This window comes from Bifidobacterium felsineum, assembly GCF_002802915.1.
GTDB classification, from domain to species: domain Bacteria; phylum Actinomycetota; class Actinomycetes; order Actinomycetales; family Bifidobacteriaceae; genus Bifidobacterium; species Bifidobacterium felsineum.
In genome coordinates this window covers 544,894-567,672 of the sequence record NZ_PEBJ01000001.1, presented here as the reverse complement: position 1 = coordinate 567,672, position 22,779 = coordinate 544,894, and the positions used below count along the sequence as shown (strand labels likewise).

20 protein-coding genes and 1 tRNA gene are annotated in these 22,779 nt (G+C 56.4%); 2 read left to right on the top strand and 19 right to left on the bottom strand.

Features of this window, described 5'->3' with window-relative positions; genetic code table 11:
• Window positions 1-143: 143 nt before the first annotated feature.
• Together infB and nusA are read right to left on the bottom strand one after the other, a co-directional pair.
• Window positions 144-3,044, bottom strand: a complete 2,901-nt coding sequence (infB, locus tag CSQ86_RS02335) for a translation initiation factor IF-2 (RefSeq protein ID WP_100493485.1) — start codon at window positions 3,042-3,044, stop codon at window positions 144-146.
• 246 nt (window positions 3,045-3,290) lie between these two features.
• On the bottom strand, window positions 3,291-4,355 hold the full coding sequence (gene nusA / locus CSQ86_RS02330; protein ID WP_100493484.1) for a transcription termination factor NusA: 1,065 nt from the start codon (window positions 4,353-4,355) through the stop codon (window positions 3,291-3,293).
• Window positions 4,356-4,651: 296 nt separating this feature from the next.
• Between nusA and CSQ86_RS02325 the strand changes: the two genes are divergently transcribed.
• Window positions 4,652-5,362 (top strand): hypothetical protein, encoded by a 711-nt coding sequence (locus CSQ86_RS02325; protein WP_165773728.1) that lies wholly within the window; start codon window positions 4,652-4,654, stop codon window positions 5,360-5,362.
• A gap of 74 nt (window positions 5,363-5,436) precedes the next feature.
• Here the strand turns inward: CSQ86_RS02325 and CSQ86_RS02320 are convergent, their stop codons facing one another.
• From CSQ86_RS02320 to CSQ86_RS02275, 10 genes are all read right to left on the bottom strand, one after another.
• Window positions 5,437-6,390 (bottom strand): aldo/keto reductase, encoded by a 954-nt coding sequence (locus CSQ86_RS02320; RefSeq protein WP_100493483.1) that lies wholly within the window; start codon window positions 6,388-6,390, stop codon window positions 5,437-5,439.
• A 107-nt stretch (window positions 6,391-6,497) separates the two neighbouring features.
• Window positions 6,498-7,571 carry a LacI family DNA-binding transcriptional regulator gene (locus tag CSQ86_RS02315; RefSeq protein WP_100493482.1) on the bottom strand — a complete coding sequence of 358 codons (1,074 nt, stop codon included), beginning with the start codon at window positions 7,569-7,571 and terminating at the stop codon, window positions 6,498-6,500.
• A 25-nt stretch (window positions 7,572-7,596) separates the two neighbouring features.
• Window positions 7,597-9,096 (bottom strand): alpha-L-arabinofuranosidase C-terminal domain-containing protein, encoded by a 1,500-nt coding sequence (locus CSQ86_RS02310; RefSeq protein ID WP_100493481.1) that lies wholly within the window; start codon window positions 9,094-9,096, stop codon window positions 7,597-7,599.
• Window positions 9,097-9,143: 47 nt separating this feature from the next.
• Window positions 9,144-10,013, bottom strand: a complete 870-nt coding sequence (locus tag CSQ86_RS02305; protein WP_100493480.1) for a carbohydrate ABC transporter permease — start codon at window positions 10,011-10,013, stop codon at window positions 9,144-9,146.
• A gap of 44 nt (window positions 10,014-10,057) precedes the next feature.
• Window positions 10,058-10,981, bottom strand: coding sequence for a carbohydrate ABC transporter permease (locus CSQ86_RS02300; protein WP_100493751.1), 924 nt, complete (start codon window positions 10,979-10,981; stop codon window positions 10,058-10,060).
• A gap of 77 nt (window positions 10,982-11,058) precedes the next feature.
• Window positions 11,059-12,444 (bottom strand): ABC transporter substrate-binding protein, encoded by a 1,386-nt coding sequence (locus tag CSQ86_RS02295; protein ID WP_100493479.1) that lies wholly within the window; start codon window positions 12,442-12,444, stop codon window positions 11,059-11,061.
• Between the two features lie 132 nt (window positions 12,445-12,576).
• Window positions 12,577-14,127 (bottom strand): arabinosylfuranosidase ArfA, encoded by a 1,551-nt coding sequence (arfA, locus tag CSQ86_RS02290; protein WP_100493478.1) that lies wholly within the window; start codon window positions 14,125-14,127, stop codon window positions 12,577-12,579.
• Window positions 14,128-14,382: 255 nt separating this feature from the next.
• A tRNA-Ser gene (locus CSQ86_RS02285) sits at window positions 14,383-14,467 on the bottom strand.
• A gap of 82 nt (window positions 14,468-14,549) precedes the next feature.
• Window positions 14,550-15,350 carry a transglutaminase family protein gene (locus CSQ86_RS02280; protein ID WP_100493477.1) on the bottom strand — a complete coding sequence of 267 codons (801 nt, stop codon included), beginning with the start codon at window positions 15,348-15,350 and terminating at the stop codon, window positions 14,550-14,552.
• Between the two features lie 159 nt (window positions 15,351-15,509).
• Window positions 15,510-17,690, bottom strand: coding sequence for a circularly permuted type 2 ATP-grasp protein (locus CSQ86_RS02275; protein ID WP_100493476.1), 2,181 nt, complete (start codon window positions 17,688-17,690; stop codon window positions 15,510-15,512).
• Window positions 17,691-17,867: 177 nt separating this feature from the next.
• Between CSQ86_RS02275 and truA the strand changes: the two genes are divergently transcribed.
• Window positions 17,868-18,782 (top strand): tRNA pseudouridine(38-40) synthase TruA, encoded by a 915-nt coding sequence (truA, locus tag CSQ86_RS02270; protein ID WP_100493475.1) that lies wholly within the window; start codon window positions 17,868-17,870, stop codon window positions 18,780-18,782.
• Between the two features lie 86 nt (window positions 18,783-18,868).
• Here the strand turns inward: truA and rplQ are convergent, their stop codons facing one another.
• The 7 genes from rplQ to CSQ86_RS02235 all read right to left on the bottom strand — a co-directional run bounded on the left by rplQ (window position 18,869) and on the right by CSQ86_RS02235 (window position 22,640).
• Window positions 18,869-19,375: a 50S ribosomal protein L17 gene (gene rplQ, locus CSQ86_RS02265; RefSeq protein ID WP_100493474.1), complete on the bottom strand. Its 507-nt coding sequence runs from the start codon at window positions 19,373-19,375 to the stop codon at window positions 18,869-18,871.
• Between the two features lie 91 nt (window positions 19,376-19,466).
• Window positions 19,467-20,462: a DNA-directed RNA polymerase subunit alpha gene (locus CSQ86_RS02260; RefSeq protein ID WP_033890500.1), complete on the bottom strand. Its 996-nt coding sequence runs from the start codon at window positions 20,460-20,462 to the stop codon at window positions 19,467-19,469.
• A gap of 80 nt (window positions 20,463-20,542) precedes the next feature.
• Window positions 20,543-20,941 (bottom strand): 30S ribosomal protein S11, encoded by a 399-nt coding sequence (rpsK, locus tag CSQ86_RS02255; RefSeq protein ID WP_003829907.1) that lies wholly within the window; start codon window positions 20,939-20,941, stop codon window positions 20,543-20,545.
• An 86-nt stretch (window positions 20,942-21,027) separates the two neighbouring features.
• Window positions 21,028-21,405: a 30S ribosomal protein S13 gene (rpsM, locus tag CSQ86_RS02250; protein ID WP_014484255.1), complete on the bottom strand. Its 378-nt coding sequence runs from the start codon at window positions 21,403-21,405 to the stop codon at window positions 21,028-21,030.
• Window positions 21,406-21,552: 147 nt separating this feature from the next.
• Window positions 21,553-21,666 (bottom strand): 50S ribosomal protein L36, encoded by a 114-nt coding sequence (gene rpmJ, locus CSQ86_RS02245; RefSeq protein WP_003814578.1) that lies wholly within the window; start codon window positions 21,664-21,666, stop codon window positions 21,553-21,555.
• Between the two features lie 21 nt (window positions 21,667-21,687).
• The gene (gene infA, locus CSQ86_RS02240) at window positions 21,688-21,906 is read right to left on the bottom strand and encodes a translation initiation factor IF-1 (protein WP_003808114.1); all 219 of its coding nucleotides are present in this window, start codon (window positions 21,904-21,906) and stop codon (window positions 21,688-21,690) included.
• Between the two features lie 173 nt (window positions 21,907-22,079).
• Window positions 22,080-22,640 carry an adenylate kinase gene (locus tag CSQ86_RS02235; protein ID WP_100493473.1) on the bottom strand — a complete coding sequence of 187 codons (561 nt, stop codon included), beginning with the start codon at window positions 22,638-22,640 and terminating at the stop codon, window positions 22,080-22,082.
• Window positions 22,641-22,779 lie beyond the last annotated feature (139 nt).

The window sequence follows — 22,779 nt, the reverse complement described above, 5'->3', positions numbered from 1 at the left end:
CTTTCAATAATTTGGCCCCCTCTGATCGGGGAGGGCTGCCGAACGTAGACCAAGACTGTGCGGAGCCTATGTAAGACCCCTTTCCCAGCTAGTCTGCGGCTGACAGCCCCCTCGTCAGAGGGGGCCTATACGCATATCATGAACTACTTGCGTTCAACCTCGCGCATCTCGAAGGTCTCGATGATATCGCCAAGTTCGATGTCGTTGAAGGTGCCGAGGTTGATACCGGCCTCGTAGCCTTCCTTGACGGACTGAACATCGTCCTTGAAGCGACGCAGCGAGGAGATCTCGAGATCGTTGACGGTGGCAACGCCATTGCGCAGAATACGGCACTTCGTACCACGCTTGACCTCGCCGTCCTGCACCATGACGCCGGCGATGTTGCCGAACTTGGAGGAGCGGAAGATCTCGCGGATCTCGGAGTGAGAGGTGACGACCTCTTCGTATTCCGGCTTGAGCATGCCCTTGAGGGATGCCTCGATGTCTTCGATCGCGCGGTAGATGACCGAGTAGTACTTGATCTCCACGCCCTCGCGCTCGGCGAGGTCGGCGACCTGACGGTTCGGGCGCACGTTGAAGCCGATGATGACGGCCTTGTCGACCGTGGCGAGGTTGACATCGTTCTGGGTGATCGCGCCGACGCCGCGGTGGATGACCTGAATGCCGACCTCGTCGGACACCTCGATCTTCATCAAGGAATCTTCCAGCGCCTCGACGGAACCGGAGGAATCGCCCTTGATGACGATGTTGAGCATGTCGATCTCGGACTCGGCGAACTTCTTCTTGAAGTCCTCGAGGGAAACGACCTTGCGGCGCTTGGCCAGCTGGGCGGCGCGCTCGGTGGCCTGACGCTTCTCGGCGATCTGGCGGGCTGCACGATCATCGGAGGCAACGAGGAAGAGGTCGCCTGCAGTAGGCACGGAGGTCAGACCAAGCACCTGGACAGGCGTAGACGGACCGGCTTCCTTCATGTTCTGACCATTCTCGTCCAGCATGGCGCGCACACGACCATAGGATGTGCCAGCCACAATGGCGTCGCCCACGTGCAGGGTGCCCTGCTGCACCAGCACAGTTGCCACAGCACCACGGCCCTTATCGAGTCGGGCTTCGACGGTGGCACCACGGGCATCCATATGCGGGTTGGCCCTGAGGTCAAGCTCAGCGTCGGCAGTGAGCAGCACCGCCTCGAGGAGCTTGTCCACGTTGATGTTCTGCTTGGCGGAGATGTCGACGAACATGGTGTCGCCGCCGTACTCTTCCGGAACCAGACCGAACTCGGTGAGCTGACCGCGGACCTTTTCCGGATTGGCACCCGGCACATCGATCTTGTTGACAGCCACGACAATCGGCACCTTGGCGGCCTGAGCGTGGTTGATGGCCTCAACGGTTTGAGGCATCACACCATCGTCGGCGGCGACCACAAGGATCGCGACGTCGGTGAGCTCGGCACCACGGGCACGCATGGCGGTGAATGCCTCGTGGCCTGGGGTATCAAGGAAGGTGATCTTACGCTTTTCGCCATCCAGCGTGACGGTGACCTGGTATGCACCGATGCGCTGGGTGATGCCGCCGGCCTCACGTGCGATGACGTTGGTCTTGCGGATGGTATCCAGCAGTCGGGTCTTACCGTGATCGACGTGGCCCATGACGGTCACGACCGGCGGACGAGGCTCAAGGTCCTCGTCATCCTGCAGCTCTTCCTCATCAAGGTTGATGTCGAACTGCTGGAGCAGCTCCTTGTCTTCCTCTTCTGCGGAGACGAGCTGGATCTTCCAACCGATCTCATCGCCCAGAATCTGGAAGGTCTCCTCGTCGAGGGACTGCGTGGCGGTCGCCATCTGGCCCAAGTGGAAGAGCACGGTGACCAATGCGGCCTGGTTGACGTTGATCTTCTCGGCCAAATCCGCCAAAGAGGCACCCTGACGCAAACGGACGACCTGACCATTGCCATTGGGGATGCGAACGCCGCCGATGGTCGGTGCTTTCAGCTCCTCATACTCATGACGCTTTGCCAGACGGTTCTTACGAGCCTTGGAAGACTTGCCGCCCTGACGGCCGAATGCACCTGCAGCGCCGCCGCGACCGCCGCGACCGCCACCGCGTGCGGGACCGTTATTCGGCGCACCGCCGCCCTGGAAGTTATTACCACCGGCACCGCCGCGGAATCCACCGCGTGCACCGCCCTGAGCGCCACCTTGAGCACCAGCGCCCTGGCCCGGACGGTTATGACCCCACTGGCCCGGACGAGGACCACCCTGGCCTGGACGACCACCACGGAATCCACGGCCCTGACCCTGGCCTTGGCCCGGACGACCTGGACGGCCGTTGCGACCACCTTCAGCGGTCGGACGAGCCATCGGATGCGGACGCGGAATATCACCCGGAGTAGGGGCATGCATGCCCTGCTTGCGGGAGAACGGGTTGTTGCCTGGACGCGGGCCCTGAGCGTGGGGGCGCGGAATGGCATTGGAAGCGGCATTCGAGCCACCGTTGCCGTTGGCGTTGCCATGCGGAGCCGGACGTGCGGAAGCATTACGGTTGTTCTGATGCTGGCCAGGCTGACCGGCGTTCGGACGACCCTGGCCCGGACGTGCCGGACGAGCGCCTTCTCGGTTCTCATGCTGGCCGCCATGACGTGCCGGAGACGGAGCGGAGGGACGAGCGCCACCCTGCGGGCGAGCATTGCCCTGGCCCGGACGTGCGGGGCGAGCTCCCGGAGTCGGAGCTGCATGATGATTCTGAGCAGCCGGAGCGGCCGGCTTATGTCCATTCTGTGCGCTCTTTGCGCTGCGTGCTGCTGCAGCCGGATTGACGCTCGGCGCAACCGGCTTGTGCGGTGCGACAGCTGCGGGCTTGGCGCTGCCCTTATCGCCGCTCTTATCGTTGTCTTTGGCGAATGCAGCCCTCAGACGACGAGCCACCGGCGGCTCAATGGTGGAAGAAGCGGACTTGACGAATTCTCCCATGTCCTTGAGCTTCTCAAGAACAGTCTTGCTGTCGACGTGCAAGTCCTTGGCCAATTCATAAACGCGTGGTTTCCCCACTAATTACTCCTATTCTGTGACCACGCGTGCGAGAGCGTGGTCAGTTGGTGATGACGGCAAGCCTACCCTGTCTCATCGTTCGACCATGTTCGTGTTACCTCGCTTTTGTGCGGGCGATTTTACGCACACTGCGACAACCCACATACGCCAATCAAGCATACTCATAGCGCTGGATAGCATAAGAAAGGCCGCGAGCCGTGCCCGTATCGGTGCGACTCCGCGGCCTATTCGAGGTTTATGCTGCGATTAGTCTTGCTGCTCGGCAGCCTCAGCGGCTTCTCGAGCCGCCTTCTCGGCGGCGACCTTCTTGGCATGGGCCTCAGCGGATTCGATGCCGATCTTCCAACCGGTCAGCTTGGCAGCCAAACGAGCGTTCTGCCCCTCCTTGCCGATGGCCAGGGACAGCTGATCATCATGGATGAAGGCGATGGCGGTCTTGTTCTTCTCGCTGATCACCTGCACGCCGGTGGCCACTGCCGGAGAGAGCGCGGCGGCCACAAACTTCGCCGGATCATCGGAGTAATCGACGATATCGATCTTCTCCGGTCCGAGGTTCTCCATCACCGCACGCACACGGGAACCGCCAGGTCCGATCAGCGCGCCCTTCGGGTTCACGCCTTCGGTATTGGCCTTGACCGCGATCTTGGTGCGAGCGCCGGCCTCACGGGCGATAGCCATGATGGACACGGCGCCGGAGACCAGCTCCGGGACCTCGCGTTCGAACAGCTTGCGCACCAGCTCCGGGTGGGAGCGGGAGACGACGATTTCCGGGCCGCGAACACCGCGGGCCACGTTCACCACGTACACGCGGATGCGCTCACCATGGCGGTAACGTTCGCCGGGCACCTGCTCACGGCGAGGCAGCAAAGCTTCGACATCACCCATGGCCACGTGCACATTGGAGGAGTCGGAGACATCCTGCTGCACGATACCGGTGATCAGCTTGCCCTTCTGGCCGGAGAAGGCGCCGAAGATCTTCTCGTCCTCTGCCTTGCGGAACAGCTGGGTGATGACCTGGCGTGCGGTGGCGGCGGCAAGACGTCCGAAATCGTGCGGGGTGTCATCATATTCCTCACCCAGCTTCGGGGCGGGGTGCGGATCGTCTTCGGTGGGTTCCACCGGAATCTCGTCGGCGGCCCACACAGTGAAGTTGCCGGAACGCTCGTCCAGCTCCACGCGCGCATGCTTGGCCGCGTGCGGGGTCTTGAGGTAGGCGAGGCGAAGGGCTTCAGCCAGCGCCTCATCAAGAGTCTCCGGTTCGATTCCTTGCTCGGCTGCGAGCTTGTGCATTCCTGTCAGGTCCAGTTCCATCGATCCGTACCTCCTATGAAGTTATGTGGCGCATGGCCTTGAATGGTCACAGTTTGCTACTAGTCTAGGTTTCCATGCAGACACACTCCCCTTGCTTCGATTCGGCCACGTGCACCACAGCCATTCGAGAAAACGAATCCGGGAGTGATTTCAACAGCTGGTTCGCCTCACGCATCAATGGCATGCGATTCCACGGCAAACGACTGCTGGCCGTACTATGTGCCGGCTCCATGCTGGTTGCATTGTCCGCATGCGCAATGCCCCGTCTGGCTGGACGAGCCGAAGCCGAACGCCAGATGAGCCCATGCGAGAAGGCGCTAACCACAGCCACGGCCAGCAGCGCGTTGCCCCAAGGCGCACCACAGCTGCAGTATTACGTAACCGAGCTCACCGCTCCCCTGGCCTGGATCGACGTTGCCGGTCAGTGCACCGACCGGTTTGCCGAAGGCACGCTGCGCAACGCACAATCCAAAACAGTGGTTTCGCTGCTGGCCGATAAGTATGGGCAAGCAGCTCCTGAGGTGACTCCGGCCCGTCTTGATGGCGTCACCTCGATGACAATCAGCGCATCCGCCTTGGACGCTATGGCTCTGGCCGAAGACCGAGCTGGCTTCGCGTTGGAGGTACTCGCCGCACAGGGGCAGACCGCAGGCGCCACGCTTGAGCTCAGTGATATGCATAAGGCCGCCGCCCAGCAGTTGGTGTCTTTGGCCGATTCCGCAAGCCAATCCTCGAAATCTCGTATCGACCCTCGTCAGAAGGTGTATGCAATCGATAATCTGCTGGCGAACCCGGTAGCTATTGCAGATAAGTCCAGCGGGCAGAATGTACCGACTGCGGCAGCCATTGAAATGGATTGCGCCCGTGCCGAAATCGAAGCAGTGACCGGCACCCCATCGAAACCGGATACCGATACCTCGATGATCCTGGCCGCACTCGCCGCCAAACATGCCTACACCGCCATGCAAATCGGCTACCCGAGCAGCGACATAGCATTGTTCGAGTAATAATTACTGTTGATTCGTTCGTTTGTTCGCGCATATAACGAGTCCTGCGCGGACATAAGGATGTTGGGCGAACTTTATGGCAGCCTGTGGCCCGCCGCACTATACAGATCCCACCAAATCTGACGATCGAGTGTGATATCAGCTCCCGAGCAGATTCGCTCCAACCGCTGCACGGATGTTGTGCCAGCAATAATCTGAATATTCGCCGGATGTCTCAAAATCCATGCTGCAGCAATAGCCTCCTTGTTGCTCCCATATATGTCGGCTGCATCGGCAAGCGCACCATTAAGCTGACGGAAATGTGGATTATCCACAAATGGCCCATATTCAGTGCCTGATTGGAACGGGCTCCATGCTTGAATGGTCATGCCTTTCAACCGAGAATACGGCAAAATGCCACCGGTCTTATCTGCTGCCGCTATGCCATCCGTATTCATGTACACTTCAGCATCAATCATCTGTGTATGCATGAGTCCGAATTGCAGCTGGTCAATTTCCAGCCTCTGTCCGAGGGCAGCCTGAAGCATTTCGATTTGCCATGGGCCCATATTGCTGACGCCAAAGCATCGGACCTTCCCGCTGGAGAGCAATCGGCTGCACACTTGTGCCAGTTCGTCGAGTTCGACCAGCGCATCTATACGATGCAACAGCACCGAATCAACGTAATCCGTCCGCAATGCTTTCAATTCAGCATCCAACGAACTTACCAGTTGTTTGGCCGAATAATCGTATCGGGCTACACCTCGTCGATCGTGATCGAACACTATGCCGAATTTCGTCTGGATTTGGATGCGATTACGCTCTATGCCCGCAGCATGCCATGCCTTGCCGAAGATTTCGGAACTGGCATGGTTACGATGAACCTGAAACCCATAAATATCGGCCGTGTCGAAATAATCGATGCCCAGGCCGATTGCATGCGTTACCAAATCCACTGCTTGCGCATCCGTAAGCGCATCCATACGCATCACGCCAAGCGCAACACGAGAAGCTTGCACCCCAGTCGTACCGATTAGCTGTGTTTTCATTGGGAATACACTCATTCCTGGTCGTCGTTGACCATTCATATTTCAGTTTGCCAAGTCCTCGGCCATTACCGAATATTCGTTGCTCTTGAATGCAAAGACGCAGACTGTTATTGCGCGAATGTCGTTGAACCGCGATGCTCTATCACGTAATCCGTTGATATTGCACGTGTTGGTCCGGTGTCTCCGCCAATGCGCTCAATCAACATGTCAACCGCATAATCCGCGTATCGATTCAACTGCGAATTCACCGTCGTCAGCGCAGGATCGGAATGTCTGCCTTCTTCAATGTCGTCGAATCCACTGATCTGCACATCGTCCGGAACACGCCAGCCGTATTCCTTAAACGCATGCAGAGCACCCAACGCCAGTGCATCATTCAAGCAAATCACAGCACGGGTCGAAGCGTCACGGAAGGCTGGGACGTCGAGCAAGCGTTTAGCTCCCCAAACACCCCAGTTCACATCCCAACGCCCTCCTTCGACAACCACATCCGTATTCACCGGAAGGCCGGCATCGGCAAATGCCTGATAATACCCTTGCGTGCGCAGTACTCGGGTTCCTTCTTTCAAGTCAAGGACCTCATTCAGACGTCTTTCCTTTACCAAGTCGTCCGGAGCCCCGATGAGTCCAATGCACTGTACACCCTGACGTATGAATGCCGTCGTAATCTCATCAACCGGCTGACGGTTGGGCATGGTGACGCTATCGACCAGACCGTAGGATAACGACTCGCCGGTGAGAACCACAGGATATCGTTGCTGGAGCAAGCGACCATGCTTGAGCAATGGGCGATCCGCATAGTAAATCCACCCATCGGCATTAACGCAATACGTCTCATCGATAATGCTTGATAAACCATCGTCACCATATGTGTCGATGACCACGCTGTAGCCACGTTTACGGGCGGATTTGATGATTTCGCCGGCATACATGGAAGTCCATGGCTGTTCAAACGCCATCAATGCCAGACCAATGATATTCGTCGTACCTGTTTTCAGCGAGCGCGCCGAATAATTCACGGTGTAGCCCAGCCGTTCTATGGCATCCTGGACCCGCTTGCGTGTTTCCGGCCGCATACTACCGGCATTGTTGATGACGTTCGACACCGTTTTAATCGAAACATGCGCCTCAGTGGCCACGTCATTAATCGTGATTCGTTTCATTGTGCTGTCTTTCGTCATATACGGTCGATGCAGCCGAAGCCTATCAGGCTATTTCAACGATATTAACCGAATGCGGTTCCATCCGAACGGACAGACCTGGCTTATACTCCCCTAGCTTATGTTGTACAACACCGACTTCCGTATGATCAATATCGTTAAAAGATTCCTCCGACGAGCCGTTCAGCGTGTATACGGTCACTGTTTTGCCGATCCACGCGTCATCTACCGCCAATTGCAGGGAATGCGGATTCGTCTTGTCTCGCGATGCGACGGCGATCGCGATGGCGTGCCGATCCGCCCAAGTCGTTGCCAATACATCAAGCGCTGGAACCATTGTTGAACGTCCTTGTGTATCCTCCACCGCAATCATGTCGTCGCCATCATTCCAAGTATCGAGCACCGTATCGCCCAAATGATTGGCATATAAGTCAAACACAAAGTAGGTTGGGCGGAGCACAATGCCTTTGGGATGCGTGAAGATGCAGCCGCGCGTATTCACCAAAGGCGAGAAGCACGCCATACCGACAGCATCACAATTGCGATGCAGCATATTCAGGACACTGGCCGAAAATACCGCATCGGCCATGGTGTACAGACTATTGATGTCATTGCCATTGCGTGGGGTCAGATACTCGTCTTCGGTAATTCCCTGCTCCACCGTCACTGCCTTCGGATGGTACCACTCGCGTAAATTCCATTCATCGAATGCAATGCGAATTGTATTCTGGAGCCCCAGCGCCTCCAACAAGCCACGAACCTTGACGATATTGGCATCGAGGCCCGCCGTCATTGCCATGACCTGGTTGAATTTCGATGCATTGTTGGTTTCATGGATGACGTCCCAGTATTGGTGGATGGAAATCCAATCAAGGTAGTCACCACAGTTGCGCAGCAGATTAAGGTTCCAATCAATATCCGGCAAAGCTGCAGCACTCAGTTCAACGGTCGGGTCAACATGCTTGATCATTTTCGCCGATTCACGAACCAGGTGCCCCCATTCCTCACGTGTTTTCGCACCGATTTCCCATGAGCCCCAGTTCTCGTTACCGATGCTCCAATACTTCACGTTAAAAGGCTGGGCATTGCCATTGGCGGCACGCATCTTCGCATACCGTCCTTTACCGGCCAGATTGCAGTACTCGACCCAGTCACTCATCTCTTCGGCGGTTCCGGTACCGGCATTCGTGCAGATATATGGCTCGCAGCCAAACGCTTTGCATAGCTTGATGTATTCGTCCGTACCGAATGTATTGGGTTCTTCCACACGCCAAGTCTTATCGAACGTAGGTTCACGGTCCGCGCCCACTCCATCCAGCCAATGGTACGAAGACACAAAGCAACCGCCAGGCCAACGCATGATCGGCACGTTGAGTTTCCTCACAGCTTCAATGACATCCTCGCGCAATCCATCCGCATTCGCCAGGGGCGAACCAGGGTCAAATACCCCGCCATAGATTTGGCGGTGAAAGTGCTCAAGGAATTGCCCGTATAGCATCCGATCACGAATGCCGATTACCCGATGAACGTTAATCGTCGTTTTCATGCTTTTCTCCTTTGAAAGGCTTGTTGTCTATGAGATGCCGATGCCGGTCACGCCTTTACAGCGCCAGCGGCCAGACCACCGACCCAGTATCGCTGTAGAAGCAGGAACGATATGACCAGAGGGACGATGGATACAAATGCACCGCTTGTCACCAGGTTCCATATCTGCTCGGCACCAGAGCCGGCACTCGAGCGTGCCTGCCATTGGGTAAGGCCCACTGTGATGGGGAAGAGTTTCGGATCGGATAGCACCACCTGAGGCAGGAAGAAGTTATTCCAGCATCCGACGACCGATAGCAGGAACACGGTGGTAATCGCCGGTGTCATTATCGGCAATGAAATCTGCAGGAAGGTTCGCAGCTCGCCGGCGCCATCCACACGTGCGGCCTCCATCATCTCATCGGGCAATGAGCTCATGCAGTAGATACGCATAAGATACGTTCCAAACGGGGAAAGCAACGATGGCAGCAACACCGCCCACACCGTATTCGTCATGCCGATGTTCGACATCAGGATAAAGGTCGGAATGACCAATGCCGTAGCCGGAATCATAAGCGCGCCTAATACAATATTGAAGTACACGTCACGGCCTTTGAACTTATATTTGGCGAAACCATAACCGGCCATTACCGAAATGGTGGTTGCACCGACACCGCCCACCAAGGCGTAGAAGAACGAATTGAGAATCCAACGCCAATAGATGCCGCTCTGGTAGGTAGACAATTGGACAAGGTTGTCTCCCAAGGCAAACGTACGGTCGAACCACATCGGACCGGCGCTGCCAAGGAACAATCCTGAATTCGACTTGGTGGCAGCCACCAAGAGCCACCACACCGGAGCTAGGAAGTAGATGATGGCAATTACAAGAATCAGGTGCGGCAGAACACGCGATCCCGTCTTGATATGTTGAGCGGTCATTGTTCGCGCGGTATTTGCCGCGCGTCGACTTGTCTTGTTCATAATCACTCCCCCAATCCCGACTGCTTACGGGTAATTCGCATGAAAATGACACTGATGATGACCACGATGAGTCCAAGCGCAAACGACACTGTCGCAGAATAGTTCACCTGGTTATAGTTGAACGCCAGTGTGTAGGCATACATATTGGGCGTATATTCCGGAGGAATAACCGACTGCGCATTATTGCGCAGCACCATGGGCTCTGTATAGAACTGCAGCGTACCGATAAGCGCAAAAATGGTTGCCATCACCAGCGAGCTGGAGACCATCGGCGTTTTGATTCTCAGCGCAATCTGCAGTTCGGAGGCACCATCAATACGCGCGGACTCATACAGTTCATGCGGAATGGATTGCAAAGCGGAATAGATGATCACCATGTAGTAACCGGTCCACTGCCAAGTCACCACATTGACCAAACTGCCGAACAGTCCCTGAGGTGAAAGGAATGCAGGTGCCTGCATGCCAAACAGCTCGAAGATAGAAGCAAATGGTCCCATGTCTTTCGAATACAGGAAGCCCCACATAAGAGCACCGATAACGCCTGGCACCGCATAAGGAAGGAAAATCGCCAGTCTTGATCCTGCTGCGAATTTGGTGCGCATCGCATCGATGATCAGGGCGAAAATCAGTGCGAGGATAATCTGAATCGGCACCATCACCGCGGTATACAGAAGCACTCGCCCCATGCCTTGTAAAAAGATCGGATCTTTGAATGCACGCGCGTAGTTACTGATGCCGGTGAACACCGTGCCACGGACCTGCGTATACGAATATAGCGATACGTAGAACGCGTACACCATCGGAACGATAAGGAAGACCACGAACACCACTGCGAATGGCGCCGTGAAGAACCAGCCCCACAGATTTGCTCGTTGTGCAGCCTGCCCTGTAACACGACGAGTGGTTTTGCTTGTATTGGTAGACATATCAGTCTCACTTTCAGCCAAGTAGAGAGGCCGGGAGGACAGGGAAGGAGGAACCGTCCTCCCGGCCACCGTCATGGCTACTTCTTGACAGTGAAGCCCTGCTGCGTGGCGTAATTGTCAAGTGTCTTCTGCAGATCGCTCATGGTGCTGGAAACATCCGCGCCATCGCGCACGATCTTGGTGAATGCCTTGGTCTGCTCGTCATACGCATAGGTCTGGAAGGGCAGGAAGCTGTATCCCTTATAGCCTTGTGCAATCGGAGCAAGCACATCATTGACCTTCTGGTTGTTCAGGAACGGCTCCTCGTAGTTGATGAAATCATCAGCCTCCAGTTTCGAATTCATCACCGGGAAATTACCGGAATCCTTGACCGCAACCTCTTGGTTCGCTTCGGAATCCCACAGACCTATCGCAACCTTTGCCGCGGCCTCAGTATGCTTGGCCTGATCGGTCACTGCCAGCGTGGAGCCGCCTTGGTTGACCATCGGAGTGGACGAATCCCACTTTGGAGCATCCGCCACTTGCCATACGGCGCCTTCCTGTGCGCCGCTGACACCCTTGACATAGCCAATCAGCCACGATGCATTGACCACCGTCGCATACGAACCGTCCACGATCTTGGTATACCAATCGTTGCTGTAGCAATCATCCGTGGTAACAATGCCCTCTTTGACCAGACGCTGCCAATACGACATCACATCCGTGACTTCCTTTGAAGTCAAATCGATACCTACATCTTCGGGCTTGCTGACATCGTAGTCATACACTTTGGCGTTCTTCTGCGCAAACAACGCCACATTCATTGCAGTGCCGTTTGGCGCATAGTTACCGATGTGTCCGGGGAATCCTTTGGCTTTCAGTTCCTTGCCGGCCTGCTCATATTCATCCCAGGTCGTGGGAACTTTCACACCGTATTTATCGAAGATGTCCTTGCGATACATCATTGCAAAGGGGCCTGCATCACTCGGAATCGCGTATACGGAGTCTCCACCGCCGAGCGTCACATCCCGCCAACTGCCTTCCGTATACTTGCTCTTCTCCTTGGAAGCTCCGAACTGAGACAGATCGACAAGATGCTTCTCCGCGCCAGAGACATACGACGGTAGAATCTCAGCTTCCACCTGCATGACATCGGGAGCACCGCTTTTGGCCTTAAGCGCGGTATTGAATTTCTTGTACGCCTCGGAACCATTGCCGACATTCGTCCAGCAAACCTGGACATCGTCATGAGCCTCGTTGAAATTGTCTACGACCTTTTCAACCGCAGGATACCAAGCCCAAAGCGTGACTTTCTCCACGCCCTTCTTTTTTATAGTGTTCTGGCACTGGGCATCATCATTCGCTTTGGGATCATTGTTGATACCGGAAGCTCCAGCTGCTCCACCAGGCGCACCGCAGGCCGCCATAGAGAGCACCGTCGCTCCCGCAACCATGAACGCCATGAACTTCGTTGTCTTCTTCATCAATACTCCTTTGTATTGCATATTGTTCTGTTTGTTTGCATTATTAAGTCCGACCTCTGCCGTAAGAACAACGTTGTACTTTTTCGACATGGCGAAAGAACTAGGTTTTCATTGCCGGAGCCCTTTCACTGATCAGCCCACGTGCACGGCGGTCCAAGAGACCGGCGGCAATGTCACATGAACTGTGTTCGACATGGAATCCAAAGTGACACTTTCGTTGTTATGAAGCACTACGCGATTTTGCTCATTGCGAGTATTCGCGGCAAACATATCGCTCTCATGCAAGGTCTGAGCCTTGGCGACGCCCCCGCATCCCTCCGGCAACTTGATTTCAAAATCACTGGCCACATCCATCGAGCGGTTCGTTGCAAAAACAGTAATAGAACCATCTGAGCCACGCACTGCGACGGAATTGACGGAGGGCACTGTGCCATACTTGGCGGTTTCATAGGTGCCGGAAGAAAGCTTGGGTTCAAGCACCATGCCGCCTTTGGCATAGTGAGCGGTCAACGCAAATGGATAAAACGTCGTCTGTTTCCATGCAGGCCCGCCTGGCTCCGTCATAATCGGAGCGATGACATTGACCAACTGAGCCAAACTTGCCGCATGTACCCGATCGGCATTCTTCAACAGCGTGATCAGAAGATCGCCAAGCACCACGGCATCAGCCACCGAATAGACATCTTCGAGCAGTTTGGGAGCTTCCGGCCAGTTGCCGATGCCCTCCGGGCTCTTACTCGGCTCTTCGTTGATGTACCAGACATTCCATTCGTCGAAGGAGATGAATACATCATGATCGCTTTTTAGACGAGCCTTGGTTGCATCAATAATCGCCGCCACATCTTTGATAAAACTATCCATATCCACTCCGGAAGCCAGAAAACTTGCCATATCCCGAGTACCGTCCGGCTGGGATTCGGGATGATAGTAAGCGTGGCAGGATATGAAATCGACATTTTCGTAAGTTTTCTCGAGAACAGTTTCTTCCCACTTCCCGAAGGTGTCCATGTCGTGATGGGAGGAGCCGCACACCACAAGCTCCACATCAGGGTCAATCATGCGCATACCTGCAGCTACCGAAGCGGCAAGTGTGCCATAATCTTCAGCATTCTTATGCCCCGTCTGCCAGGGACCATCCATCTCGTTGCCCAAGCACCACATCTTGATACCAAACGGATTGTCAGCTCCGTTGGCGCGACGACGTTCGGACAGTTCAGTGCCGTTAGGAACATTGGCATATTCAAGCAAATCCAAAGCATTCTCAAGCCCGCGGGTGCCGAGGTTTACGGCTTCCATGAGCTCATTGCCGCCCACAGCCTGCAGCCACTCGACCATCTCATGCAAACCGAACTGATTGGTTTCCGTGGAATGCCATGCCAAGTCGAGACGACGAGGACGCGCTGTCTTTGGGCCTACGCCGTCCTCCCATCGGTATCCGGATACGAAATTTCCACCTGGGTAGCGAATAGTCGTGACTCCAAGTTCACGGACCAAATCGATAACGTCTTTGCGGAAACCTTCGTCATCAGCTTCCGGGTGCCCTGGCTCGTAAATTCCGCTGTAGACGCACCGGCCCAGATGCTCCACAAAGGAGCCGAAAAGACGATTATTCACCGGCGCTATCTCAAAATCATTATCCACAACGAGCCGCGCAGATTCCGGACCTGAATTGGACTGTTGCATCGGTCTGCTCCTTTACCTTGAGTCCGTTAATACAACGTTGTACTTATTGCAGAAGCAAGGAATCCGATTATGGTTCCTTGTTTTGGATTACTGATAAATACAACGTTGTACTTGCGATAGATTCATCGTACAGCACAAAGTCATTTCGCACAACATCAATGATCCAATCCGCGATTCTGCGTGTTGCACATAGCCGCACTGTTTTCCAGACCAAACAAAAAGGGCTTCAGGCATAGAACCTGAAACCCTTGACGGCGGATGAAGCGAGATTCGAACTCGCGGAGGCTTTCACCTCACACGCTTTCGAGGCGTGCTCCTTAGACCGCTCGGACATTCATCCATATTGCTTGCAAAAAGCAACTTGTTTATTATGCCATACTTTGCCGACGAGGCAAGTCGGGTTTGTCGCGCGCTACGGCGCATCACGAAATCTGCTCGTGCACCGAGGCATTGACCCACTGGTTCTGTTCGACGTTGTAGCCGGAGAAGATGCCGATGTCCAGCATGCAGTCGCGATAATCGCGACCGTGGGCGATGGTGATGTAGTTGTCGTCGACCATGCGGTTATGGGTTGGGTCCAAACCGATCCAACGACCGCCTTGGTAGACTTCCACCCACGCGTGTGTGGCACCCTCTCCCCCGAGCAGGCCGGCGATGTAGCGGGCGGTGAGCCCGACATGACGGCATACGGAGAGCATCACATGGGCATAATCCTGACAGACGCCCTTGCGCTGGGCGAGCGCCTGTTCGGCAGTGGTGCGAATCGTTGTGGATCCAGGCGTATAGACGAAAGCCTTGTAGACTTCGTCCATTACTTCAACGGCACGCTGAACCGGAGTCGCATCGTCCGGCAGCTTGGCCAGACGCCGGCTGCACAGATCAATCATCGCCTCCACGCACGGACCGGGAATGGTCAGCGCGGAGTTGAATCGATACAGCGGCTTGTAGATTTCCTTTTTGATATGGGCGTTATCCACAAACGCGATGCCGGTCACCGAATAGCTGAATACGTCATGCGGTTCCGGGATGAAGCCGGTCATCACCACGGAATCGAAGGAATCGATTGTAGTATCGAGTTCAACGTCCGGCTGAAGTTTGACTTCCACATCAATCACTTGCTGGCGCGGACCTGTGGCGGGAATGCAGCGGAGCTGGAACCGGTGATCGGTAACAGGAGAGCTGAAGGAAAGTTTCATCTCATAGTCGAATACGAGTTTTTTCACAAATTCTCCTGCAGTATCAAAGGCATCATGCCAACTATGGTCGCCATGAGATCCGCGCAAACGGCATCATGACCCAGCTCTGTGGTTCAGAGAGCCATAGACGCCGATCGGCAAATCCCATACCGGCTGTGTGTCATATCACCATAGCATTGCAACGCGTCAGAAGCGCTTGGCGTCCATATTCATGGAGCTCAGGGAGCCCATGTCCTTGATGGCCAGAGCACTGACGCGGCCGGAGTAATCATCCAGGTACTTCTTGAGCAGTGTAGCCACCTGGTCGTATCCGCGCGCAGGCAGCTGGCCGACCAGCCAGCTCAGGCCGTCGGCGAAGCAGCTCGGCAACGGCATGCCATCCAGCACCATGGAGTAGGAGGCAAGCTTGCGCAATGGAGCCTCCATCTCCTCCATCGATAGGCCGAATCGCGTATACAGGTCGATGCGTTCCAGATACTTGCCGATGAACACGAAGGCCTTCAGCGTAGGATCAACCGGCGAGTTTTCGATACCGCCCCAGAAGGCGAGCATGTCGTCGGCGATGTCGCGCTGGTTGTAGATATCGTCCGCATCGGCGGCCTTCTTGGCCGCGTCGGTGATGTTGGTCATCGCCAATTCCACATACTGCAGCAGACGGGAACTCAGTTCCGGGCGCAGAATCACCGCATTATTGAAGGCAGCGGTGACCGCGGAGCGCACGGAATCCGGATTGGTGCCGTCATAGAGGAAGCTCTTGACGAACTCGTCGAAGTCCTCGAAGTCCTCCGGCAGATCGAGCGCATGGGCGAACGGGCGGAAAGCGTCCACATCGGTGTCCATCACACGATCGTAGAACGGGAAGAACTGGTTCAACGTGGTGAAAGCGCGCTCGGTGTAACGCCCCAGCCAATACAGATTGTCGGCCTTGGAAGCAGTCACCAAAGACAGCGAATGATGACGGGACTGGCTCAACAGGTTCGCGATCTGCACCTCGGCACCAAGCTCATGCTCCACACCGGTCTCGGGTGCCAATACCCACGTATCCTTGAAACCACCGCCTTGCGAGGAGTTGACGATCATCTGACCGGGCACCGACGAGTAACGGGTCAGGCCGGAATACCAGACGTGCGTGTTCTTGCCGGTCACTACAAAGGCACGCAGATCGCACTTGCGCGGCGACATTTCACCGGTCTGGGGATCGACCACATCGATGTCGCGGAACTGAATGACCTCCTGTGCAATGAATCGACGCGGGTCTTCCTTGATACGATCGGCGAGTTCCTCGCGTGCGGAAGCATCCAGGGAAGAGCCGAATACCACGCCGTAGCCGCCGGCCTCAGCCACATCCTTGATAACCAGCTCGCCCATGCGATCGAGGACCTCCTTGCGATCGGCCTCGAACATCGGCATATAGGTGGGTGCGTTGTGCAGAATCGGCTCCTCGCCGAGGTAGTACTTAATCATCTGCGGCACGAAGTAGTAGATGGCCTTATCATCCGCGGCACCGTTGCCGGGCGCGTTGACGATGGCCACGTTACCGGCACGGTAAGCGGATAGGATTCCCGGCACGCCGATCACCGAATCGGGGTTGAAGGCGAACGGATCCAAGTACTCGTCGGACAGACGGCGGTACACCACGCCCACACGGTGACGTTTGCCGGCATAGTCCAGGAAGAACACCTTGTTGTCCACAACCTCAAGGTCTTCCGGGAAGGCGAGCGCGGCACCTGTTTTCTCAGCCAGATAGGCATGTTCGAAGAATGCGGAATTGTATCGACCTGGGGTCAGCACTACGGCGATGCCCTCGGTGGAGACGAAATCCATGGCCTTGCGCAGCAGACGTGGATATTCGCGATTGTCTCGAATGTGCACATCGCGGAATAGTCGCGGAGATATGCGGCGTTCGATATCGCGCACAAACAGCGGGTAACTGGCACCGGACGGAATACGCAGGTTATCTTCAAGCACCCACCAGCGGCCGTCCTCGCCCTGCACCAAATCCTCGCCGGCGATATGCGCGAAGATGCCTCCGGGAGGGGTGACGCCATTCACCTGCGGGAAGTAGCCGGCCGACGTGTACACATACTCCTCCGGCACCACGCCATCATGGATGATCGACTTATCCGAATAAATGTCTTTCAGGTAGGCGTTCAACGCATTGACACGTTGCTTCAAGCCCTTCTCAAGCTCATCGAATTCATCGGATTCGATGATGCGCGGTACAGGATCGTAGGGGAACAGACGGTCGTGGTATTCGTTGTTCTTGTAAATGCCGAAACGCACGCCGTTTCGAGACAGCTCACGGTTGATCGCTTCGCGGCGGTTCACTAGTTCATGGGCCAGCTTATGTGCGGCTGATTCAATCATCGTGCCATGCTCCTTGCTGTTGCGGCTTTGGCGCGCGCTCACGCCTACCCACCGCGACCGGGTTTGATGGTTACAACCTAGAACCGGACCGTTTCGGCAAATGTGCTGGCGTGTTACGGGCAGGTCAATTGGTGCACCGCTTCAGTTGGCACACTGCTCTCGATAAGATGGTGGGCTATGACTCGACTTCGCATTGATTTGGCTTATGATGGCGGCGGATTCTTCGGCTGGGCTCGCCAGCCTGAATTGCGCACGGTCCAAGGCACGATTGAGGATGCGCTGCATAAGGTGCTGCGAGTGCCGGCTGATGACGCCGATGAACCATTGCGTCTGACTGTGGCCGGCCGCACGGATACCGGTGTGCATGCATCGCATCAGGTGGCGCATTTGGATGTCAGCGATGATGTGTTGGCCCGTTGCATGGGCCATATGAATGTTTCGGTTTGCGAAGCGCTGGCACGGCGTTTGAAGGCGGTGCTGCCCACGGACATTGTGATTCATCGGGTATCCGTGGCACCTGATGGTTTTGATGCGCGCTTTTCCGCTTTGGAACGTACGTATGTGTACCGCGTGGCCGATCGTTCAAGTGAAGTCGACCCACGGCTGCGCGGTTGCGTGCTGCGCGTGGATGAAGCGCTGGATATTGATGTGATGAATCAGGCTGCAGCAATGACGATTGGGTTGCATGATTTTGGCTCGTTCGCCACACCGAATCCGGGAGGCACCACGATTCGTGAGGTGAAAACCGCGTATTGGCGGCGGATTCCAGCCGCTCCCCTGGTGCCGGACGGTTTGTCGATGGACGAAGCATATCGGACGCCTTCGTTGGAGTCCGGTTTGTTGGTGTTTACGATTGTGGCGGATGCCTTCGCCCGCAATATGGTGCGGTCGCTGGTCGGTTCGTGTGTCAAAGTTGGTTCCGGCCGCAAATCATTGGATTGGTTCGCCGGGAAGATGGCCAAACCAGCGCGCGAAGGATCGAGCGGCCCGATTGCTCCGCAAGGTTTGACTTTGGAGCATGTTGCCTATCCCGCTGATGACCAGCTGGCCTCGCGTGCGGAAGCGATTCGAGCGGTGCGTACATTGCCATAAATAGAATCCAGATACGAAGAGAGGGTTGGAATCACTTGGATTCCAACCCTCTCTCTTGTCAGCTATGCGCTAGTGACGCTCGATGCTCACTCGGCGTTCTCGGCCGGAGCCTCAGCAGCTGCGGTCTCCTCAGCGGGAGCCTCGGTGGCCTCGGTAGCAGCGGCTTCAGCGGCCGGAGCTTCGTCGGCAACCTTGGTGGCAGCTTCGGCTTCCTTCACGACGGCCTTCTTGGCAACCGGCTCGGTCACGAGCTCGATCACAGCGGCCGGGGAGGAATCGCCAACGCGCGGAGCGATCTTGACGATACGGGTGTAGCCACCCTCACGCTGCTCCATCTGCTCGGCAATCTGGGTGAACAGCACGTGCACCACGGACTTGTTGCGGATGACGCGCATCACGCGACGGCGGGAGTGCAGATCACCGCGCTTGGCGAAGGTGATCAGGCGCTCAGCCAGCGGACGAAGACGCTTGGCCTTCGGCAGCGTGGTGGTGATGCGGCCGTTCTGGAACAGGCTGGTCGCCATGTTTGCCAGCATGAGGCGCTCGTGCGCAGGGCTGGAAGCCAGACGCGGGCCCTTCTTAGGTGTAGGCATGGGTTTACTCCTTATTGTCCGTCAGGCTTGCAGGTGGGCATATGCCCGAACATCCGCAAGCCTCCACGAACGGTTTGTCAAAAGAGGCAGATCACTCGTCTTCCGGCGAGAAGAAAGTGCCACCTTCGAGATTATTGGTGTCGAAGGCCATCGGCGAGGACTTGAGGCTCAGACCCAGGGCCTGCAGCTTCTCCTTGACCTCATCGATCGACTTCATACCGAAATTGCGGATGTCGAGCAGGTCCTGCTCGGTGTGGGAGACAAGCTCACCGATGGTGTGGATGCCCTCACGCTTGAGGCAGTTGTAGGAACGCTGCGTCAGGTTGAGGTCCTCAATCGGAACGGCCATCTCAGGGTTGGTCTCTTCGGCCACCGGGGCCGGGCCAACCTCAACACCTTCGGCCTGAGTGTTGAGCTCACGGCACAGGCCGAAGAGCTCCACCAGGGTCGAACCGGCGGAAGCCACCGCATCACGCGGGGAGATGGCGGGCTTGGTCTCCACGTCCAGAATGAGCTTGTCGAAGTCCGTGCGCTGTTCCACACGGGTGGCCTCGACCTTGTAGCTCACCTTGAGCACCGGGGAGTAGATGGAATCGACCGGGATACGGCCGATTTCACCGTTGTCCTGCTTGTTCATCTGGGCCGGCACATAGCCACGGCCACGCTCGACAGTGAACTCAATTTCGAGTTCGCCATCTTCAGCGAGGGTTGCGATGTGCTGATCCGGGTTGGCAATGGTGACGCCGGCCGGCGGGGTGATATCCCCAGCAGTAGCCTCGCCCTTGCCGCTCTTGCGCAGGTACATGACCACAGGCTCGTCGTATTCGCTGGTGAGCACAATGCCCTTGATGTTGAGCAGAATCTCGGTGACGTCTTCCTGAACGCCCGGCAGAGTGGTGAACTCGTGCAGAGCGCCGGAGATACGCACGGAGGTGACAGCCGCACCAGGGATGGAGCTCAGCAGCGTGCGACGCAGCGAGTTGCCGAGCGTATAGCCGAAGCCAGGCTCGAGCGGCTCGATGGTGAAGCGGGAGCGCTGCGGATTCAGGGATTCCTCGGTCAGAGTCGGACGCTGTGCAATAAGCACTGTGGTTATCCTTTCAGCTTGAACTCGGTGGTGCACTCACCGGTTAAGCGGTTTTGGATTGATTTGGTATTGCTGAGTGCTCAGACGCGACGACGCTTCGGAGGACGAACGCCGTTGTGGGCTTGCGGGGTGACGTCGGTGATGGAACCAACCTCGAGGCCCGCGGACTGCAGGGAGCGGATAGCGGTTTCACGACCGGAACCCGGGCCCTTGACGAACACATCGACCTTCTTGACACCGTGCTCCATGGCCTTGCGAGCAGCGGACTCGGCAGCCATACCAGCAGCGTACGGCGTGGACTTACGGGAGCCCTTGAAGCCGACATCGCCACCGGAGGCCCAGGACACCACAGCGCCGGACGGATCGGTGATCGAGATGATCGTGTTGTTGAAAGTGGACTTGATGTGAGCCTGGCCGACCGGGACCGACTTGCGATCGCGACGACGAGGCTTACGAGCGGCTTGCTTTGGAGCTGCCATTGACCCTCGTTTCCTAGTAACGAACTTTGTTGTTTACGTCCGAGCGATGGGATGGCATTCATCCCGTGGCTCGGATCATGCCACGCTTACTTGGTGGCCTTCTTCTTTCCGGCGACCGTGCGCTTCGGGCCCTTACGGGTGCGAGCGTTGGTCTTGGTGCGCTGACCGCGCACAGGAAGTCCCTTACGGTGACGCTGGCCTTGGTAGCAGTTGATCTGAATCTTGCGACGAATATCCGCATCGATTTCACGACGCAGATCACCCTCGATCTTATAGTTGGCCTCGAGGTAGTCACGCAGCGTGATTAGCTGCTCGTCGGTAAGATCCTTGACGCGGATGTCCGGGTTGATACCGGTCGCGGCAAGCGTTTCCTTGGCACGAGTGCGACCCACACCGAAAATGTAGGTGAGGGCGATCTCGATGCGCTTCTCATTGGGGATGTCGACTCCGGCAAGACGTGCCATTGCGATTCCTTCTTGTTGCCGTAGGTCTTGCACCCGCTCGTCCGGTTACCCGGCACGGGCCTACGTACCCGTGGTTCAGTGTCGTTCCCTTGCGGGAAGCACTGTGAGTGAGTGCCTTATTTACTTGTGCCGCTGGAGAATCTGCTCTCAGCCCTGACGCTGCTTGTGGCGCGGGTTGGTGCAGATCACCATGACGCGGCCGTGACGACGAATCACGCGGCAGTTCTCGCAGATTCGCTTCACACTAGGGCTGACCTTCATGGTTATCCTTTACTTGTACCTTTACTTATAGCGGTACGTAATACGTCCGCGGTTCAGGTCATAGGGGCTCATTTCAAGCACCACACGATCCTGCGGCAGAATACGAATGTAGTTCTTACGCATCTTGCCGGAGATGGTGGCGAGCACGATGTGCTTGTTTTCGAGCTCAACGCGGAACATCGCGTTCGGCAGTGCCTCCACTACCTGACCTTCGACTTCAATCACACCGTCTTTTGCCATATGCCTCTGGTTTCCTATCGTTGGACGAATTACTACGGGTGCATACGAAGACACACCAAATGTCAAATATATACAGGGGCATATACAGCAGTACCTCTATGCAACACTCGGCGTGTCGCATAGAGGTACTGGACAAATCTGTGGTAATTGGCGCCCGCCAGTTACTCAGTGACTCACTTCAGATCGGAAATGATGCGCTGGCTGATTTCGCTGATCTCACCAACACCATTTTCGAGAACCAGCAGACCGCGGGACTTGTAGATGTCGAGCAGCGGAGCGGTTTCCTTCTCGTATGTCTCAAGACGCTTGGCGATGGCTTCCGGGGTGTCATCGGCGCGGCCCTGCTCGGCGGCGCGCTTCTTCATGCGCTCCAGCAGCACTTCGCGGTCGGCTTCGAGAGCCACGACGTGATCAAGCGGGGTGCCAAGCTCTTCAAGCATCTGGTCGAGGGCCTCAACCTGAGCGGCGTTACGCGGGTAACCGTCAAGAATCCAGCCATCCTTGCAATCATCCTTGGCCAGACGATCCTTGACGATCTTGTTGGTCAGGGAATCCGGAACCAGCTCGCCCTTGTCGGTGTAGCTCATCGCTTCAAGACCCAGCTCGGTCTTGTTCTTGATGTTATAGCGGAAGATGTCACCGGTGGAAATGGTCGGAATACCGAAATGCTCGGCGAGCAGAGCAGCCTGAGTGCCTTTGCCGACGCCCTGAGGGCCCATGATGAGCAGACGCATGGTGGTCTCCTTTGTGATTTGAGTTATTGATACGGTTATGGCTCCCCTATCGAGGGAGCCATTCAGCATTCAGTTATAAGCGAGAAACGGATCGCTCCGTCAGTCGACAGCCCACCGGGCTGGCGCCTGCCAAGCGGGC